The organism is Novosphingobium sp. 11B (assembly GCF_054589055.1).
In genome coordinates this window covers 27357-32919 of sequence record NZ_BAAILP010000175.1, presented here as the reverse complement: position 1 = coordinate 32919, position 5563 = coordinate 27357, and the positions used below count along the sequence as shown (strand labels likewise).

General features: G+C 65.6%; 4 protein-coding genes. 2 read left to right on the top strand and 2 right to left on the bottom strand.

The window, feature by feature from the left end:
* Window positions 1–126 precede the first annotated feature (126 nt).
* Together ACYPYD_RS16560 and ACYPYD_RS16555 are read right to left on the bottom strand one after the other, a co-directional pair.
* Window positions 127–1017, bottom strand: coding sequence for an HpcH/HpaI aldolase/citrate lyase family protein (locus tag ACYPYD_RS16560; protein ID WP_459664254.1), 891 nt, complete (start codon window positions 1015–1017; stop codon window positions 127–129).
* 144 nt (window positions 1018–1161) lie between these two features.
* Complete coding sequence (locus ACYPYD_RS16555; protein ID WP_008828008.1) at window positions 1162–2328, bottom strand: acyl-CoA dehydrogenase family protein; 1167 nt, start codon at window positions 2326–2328, stop codon at window positions 1162–1164.
* A 139-nt stretch (window positions 2329–2467) separates the two neighbouring features.
* On the opposite strand from ACYPYD_RS16555, the gene ACYPYD_RS16550 reads away from it, so the two are divergent.
* Together ACYPYD_RS16550 and ACYPYD_RS16545 are read left to right on the top strand one after the other, a co-directional pair.
* A complete protein-coding gene (locus ACYPYD_RS16550) occupies window positions 2468–3661 on the top strand; it encodes a CaiB/BaiF CoA transferase family protein (RefSeq protein ID WP_008828009.1) in 1194 nt (397 codons plus the stop codon).
* A 106-nt stretch (window positions 3662–3767) separates the two neighbouring features.
* Window positions 3768–5563 (top strand): thiamine pyrophosphate-binding protein (locus tag ACYPYD_RS16545; RefSeq protein WP_202902853.1); only part of this gene is annotated, 1796 nt, incomplete at its 3' end.

The window sequence follows — 5563 nt, the reverse complement described above, 5'->3', positions numbered from 1 at the left end:
TCCCGGACTTGATCCGGGACCGGTGGCGATCTTTGGCCGGACCTTCTCGGCAAGACGCCCTGCTGGGCTCTGGGCTGTTCGTGGCCAGCGGTCCCGGATCAAGTCCGGGACGACGACGATACATGCTCACGGCTTACCCGCCTGCCGCAGCAGCCGCTCGGCGCGGGCAAGATAGGGCCTGTCGAGCATGCCACCCTTCCAGCCGATCGCGCCGACGCCGGGGTTGGCGGCGAAGACATCGACGATCTCCTGCGCTTCGGCGATCTCGGCCTCGGTGGGGGTGAAAGCCGCGTTGATGACGGGCACCTGTGCCGGGTGGATCGCCATCATGCCCCTGAAGCCGTCGCGGCGGACCTTCTCGGCGCGGGCTCTCAGGGCTTCGAGGTCGCGGAAGTCGGCGCTGATCGTCTCGATCGCGGTGACCCCGGCCGTCGCCGCACCAAGCACCGTCAGGCTGCGCGCCAGTTCGTAGGTGAAGGAATAGGAACCATCATCGTTGCGGTTGGACGAGGCGCCGATCGAATCCGCAAGGTCCTCCGCGCCCCAGGTCAGCGCCACCACGCGCGGGGCGCCCTTGTAGCTGCCGGTGTGGAACATCGCCTCGGCCGTCTCGGTGATGAGGACGATGACGGGGGTGGAGCCTTCCTCGATCCCGTTCGCCACTTCCAGCGCTGAGAGGCAGTGGTCCAGCTTCTCCACATCCGCCCGGCCGTAGACCTTGGGCAGCATGATGCCGCCGGGATGCGCGGGCATCACCGCCGCGAGGTCCGCCAGCGTGTGCGGCCCGTCGAAGGGGTTGATCCGCACCCACAGGCGCGCGCGCTGCTCGGGGTTGGCCTTGATGAAGTCATGCACCAGCGGACGCGCGGCGGCCTTGGCGTCAGGGGCGACGGCGTCTTCAAGGTCGATCAGGACGATGTCGGCCTCGCCTTCCATTGCCTTGGTCATCTTGCGCTCGCTGTCGCCTGGCGCGAACAGCCAGGAACGGGCGGTGGCGGGGGTGTGAACCAAAGTCATCGTCTCTCCAAATTCGTCATCCCGGCGAAGGCCAGGACCGCTGGCCGGGGCCAGCCTTGCTTGCGCCGGGGCGCCTTGCCGATGGGGCCTTATCTAAAGACAGCCACCGGTCCCGGATCAAGTCCGGGACGACGACGGTAACGCTCAATAGCTTCTCGGCAGTTCCAAAACCCTCTCGGCGATGTAGTTCATGATCTGGTGTGGGCTCACCGGAGCGATGCGCGGAATCATGACTTCCCGCAGGTAGCGCTCGACGTGGTATTCCTGCGCGTAGCCCATGCCGCCCATCGACATCACCGCAGTCTGGCACGCCTCGTAACCGGCCTCGGCGGCGAGGTATTTGGCGGCGTTCGCCTCGGTCCCGCATTCGAGGCCCTTGTCGAACAGGGTCGCGGCCTTGAACACCATGAGGCTGGCGGCTTCCACCTGCATCCAGGCCTTGGCGAGCGGGTGCTGGATGCCCTGATTCTGGCCGATCGGACGGCCGAAAACCACGCGCTCCTGCGCATATTTGGACGCCTTCTTTATCGCCACGCGCCCCAGCCCGGTGGCCTCGGCGCCCAGCAGGACGCGCTCGGGATTGAGTCCCTGCAGGAGGATCTTGAACCCCTGCCCTTCCGCGCCGATGCGGTCCTCCTCGGGAATGAAGAGGTCGGTGATGAACAGCATGTTCGAGCCCACCGCATGCCGCCCCATCTTCGGGATCAGGCGGTGCTCGACCGATTTTCTGTCTATCCTGCAATAGAATAGCGTCAGCCCCTCGGTCTTCTTTTTGACCTCTTCCAGCGGCGTGGTGCGGGCGATGAGGAGCATGCGGTCGGCGACGTGAGCGTTGGTGATCCAGATCTTCTCGCCATTGACCTTGTAGCCGCCCGGCACCTTCTCGGCGCGGGTCTTGAGGCTGGTGGTGTCGAGGCCGGTGTTGGGCTCGGTCACCGCGAAGCACATCTTCTCCTCGCCCGACAGGATCGGCGGAATCATGCGCTTTTGCTGTTCTTCGGTGCCGAACAGGGTGACCGGCTCAAGCCCGAACACCGGCCCGTGAATCGCCGAGGCCGCCGTCATCCCGCCACCGCTTTCCGCCACCGCCTGCATCATCACCGCCGCCTCGGTGATGCCGAGGCCCGCGCCGCCGACCGCCTCGGGCATGGCGACGCCGAGCCAGCCGGCCTCGGCCATCGACTTGTGGAACTCGAAGGGGAATTCGCCAGAGCGATCCTTTTCGAGCCAGTACTCGTCCGGGAACTGCGAGCAGTGCTTCAGGACCGCTTCGCGAATGTCCTGCTGGTCCTGATTCAGGGAGAAATCCACGCTTTTCCGGCCCTCTTGCCCATTTTACCGTTGCGAGAAGGCTAGCAGCGCCGCGCCGCCGAGACAACTGATTGTTCCGATATGCGTACGTTGAACGGTAATGCGTATAGATATACAAGTCTCGCGGGAGATCGACACAATGGCACTCAACGATACCATAACGGCACCTAACGGCCCTCTGGCGGGGCTCAGGGTGATCGACCTGACCAGCGTGGTGTTCGGACCCTACGCCACGCAGATCATGGCCGACATGGGCGCCGAAGTGATCAAGGTGGAGCCGCCCGAGGGCGACAATACCCGCTGGATCACCACCGGCCCCGTACCCGGCATGGGCGGCATCTATGTCAACGTGAACCGGGGCAAGCGCGGGGTCATGCTCGACCTTCGGCAAGAGGAAGACCGCGAATCGCTGCGCCGCCTGATCGCCACCGCCGACGTCTTCATCCACTCGATGCGCGGCAAGGCGATCGCCAGGCTCGGCTTCGATTACGAGTCGGTCCGCGCGATCCGGCCCGACATCGTCTACACCAACTGCTACGGTTATTCGCGCCGGGGGCCCGAGGCCGACAAGCCCGCCTACGACGACACCATTCAGGCCGAGTGCGGCATCCCCCATGTGCAGGGGCTGATGAACGGCGAGCCCGGCTATGTCGCCACGATCATGGCCGACAAAGTGGCGGGCCTCCACGCGCTCTACGCGACGATGATGGCGCTGTTTCACCGCGAACGGACCGGCGAGGGGCAGGAAGTCGAAGTCACGATGTTCGAGGCGATGTCCTCGTTCATGCTGGTCGAGCATGCCAACGGCGCGATGTTTGCCCCGCCGACGACGCCTGCGCACTACCACCGCGCAGTCGAGCCCAACCGGCGGCCGTATAAAACGAAGGACGGCCACGTCGCCGCACTCATCTACAACGACAAGCACTGGAACGCTTTCGTCGCCGCCGTGAATCCGCCCTGGGCCAGCGAGGAGTTCGCCACCCTCGCCCAGCGCGCGAAGCAGATCGGCCGCGTCTACGGCCTGCTCGGCGAGACGTTCCTTACCCGGACCACGCAGGAATGGCTCGATACCCTGCAGGCGCTGCATATCCCCTGCGCCCGGCCGCAATCGACTGACGAGCTGTTCGACAACGAACACCTCAATGCCATCGGCTTCTTCGAGGAGGTGGAAACGCCGCAAGGCCCGGTGCGATTCCCCGGCGTGCCGACGTGGTTCTCGAAGACCCCCGGCAAAGTGCGCGGCCCCGCTCCTACGCTCGGTCAGGACAACTCCGAACTGCTCACAAAAGTCGCTTCGAGCGTCGCCCCGGCGATAGCAGGCGAGTCGCAGTGAACACCCCTGTTGATTTCACCTGACAGCATTAGGAACCTTACGCTAACCAACTGTTCAAAGCGCCCCAGAGCGTGACCCAAGCGGATCGAGAAGAAAGGCACTCACGATGTACGACGACCAGCCTGCGGCTGACACGCTCGCCCCCGAGGCTCCGGCCGGTGCGAAGAAGAAGGGCACGCCCGTCTTCAAGCGCATCCTCGACCTGTTCGAGGCCGAGGGCATCCGCACCCTGTTCGGCATTCCCGATCCCAACTTCGTGCACCTCTTCCTCGAAGCGGAAACGCGCGGCTGGACCGTCGTGTCGCCGCACCACGAGGCGTCCGCAGGCCACATGGCCGCTGCCGCCGCGCGTATCACCGGCAAGCCGGCGCTGTGCATCGGCACGCTCGGGCCGGGCATGGCCAACCTGATGCCGGCGATCCAGTGCGCCAAGGTCGAGAACGATCCGATCATCGTGATGGGCGGCCAGCGCGCCCGCATCACCGAGCGCCGCGTGCGCCGGGGCCGCATCCAGTTCGTGCGGCAGGAGCCGATGATCGAGGATTCGGTGAAGTTCTCCAGTTCCATCGAATATGCCGACCAGACCGACGAGATCGTCCGCGAGGCGATCCGCGTCGCCCTGTCGGGCACCCCCGGTCCGGCCTACATCGAGTTCCCTGCGCACATCATCCTGGAAGAACTCGACCTGCCGCCGGTGCTGCCGCCGCACCGCTATCGCCTGACCGACCAGGGCGCCGACGGCGACCGGATCGCCGAAGCGGCCGAGATCATCAAGAACGCCAAGAACCCGGTGCTGCTCGTCGGCCACGGCGTCCACACCTCGAAGTCGGGCGCGGCGGTGCGCGAACTGGCCGAACTGATGCAGTGCCCGGTGATCCAGACCTCGGGCGGCACCTCGTTCATCGAAGGGCTTGAGGACCGCACTTTCCCTTATGGTTTCTCCGAAGCCTCGATCGACGCCGTGGTCGAAAGCGACTGCTGCGTTGCGCTCGCCACCGAACTGGGCGAGCCGAGCCACTACGGCCGCTGGCGCCACTGGGTCGACAACGAGGCCAACCGCAAGTGGATCTACGTCCAGCAGGACCCCACCGCGATCGGCGTCAACCGCCCGATCGACGTGCCGCTGGTCGGCGACGTGCGCGCCGTTGTGCCGCAGCTTTCGCGCGCCCTGAAGGCGCTCGGCGGCCGCAGCGCTTCGCCCTCGCTCTCCGAATATATCCAGCGCGACGCGCAGCAGCTGGAGGAACTGGCCGAGGACGCAGGCTCCAAGTCCGACGGCTCCACCGCCAAGATGCACACCAGCCAGTTCGTCACCGAAGCGACCAAGGCCTTCCCCAAGGACGGCATCCTGATCCGCGACGGCGGCGCCACGGTGATCTTCCAGTGGACCTACTCGCAGGCCAAGCCGCATGACGTGATCTGGAACCAGAACTACGGCCACATCGGCACCGGCCTGCCTTACGCGACCGGCGCCATGCTCGCCGACCAGGCCGCCACCGGCAAGGTACGCCCCGGCATGCTGCTGACTTCGGACAGCTCGTTCCTGTTCCACGTCGGTGAGCTGGAAGTGGCGGTGCGCAAGAACCTGCCGCTGGTGATCGTCGTCGGCGTCGATTTCCAGTGGGGTCTCGAAGTGGGCGTCTACAAGCGCACCTTCGGCCACGGCACCAAGGAAACCGGCGTCCACTGGTCCGACAAGGTCCGTTTCGACAAGATCGCCGAGGGCTTCGGCGCAGCGGGCGAGTATGTCGAGAAGGCCGCCGACATCGGCCCCGCCATCGAGCGGGCCTATGCACGCGGCGGCTGCACCGTGATCCACGTGCCCATCGACCCGGCGGCGAACTCGGAGGAAATGCCGAACTATTCGGAATTCCGCACCTGGTACGCCGAAGGCACGCAGTA

Bases quoted from the DNA above. Each gene is read 5' to 3' on its own strand.
- ACYPYD_RS16560 (WP_459664254.1), bottom strand. From the start codon at position 1,017: ATGACTTTGGTTCACACCCCCGCCACCGCCCGTTCCTGGCTGTTCGCG.
- ACYPYD_RS16550 (WP_008828009.1), top strand. From the start codon at position 2,468: ATGGCACTCAACGATACCATAACGGCACCTAACGGCCCTCTGGCGGGG.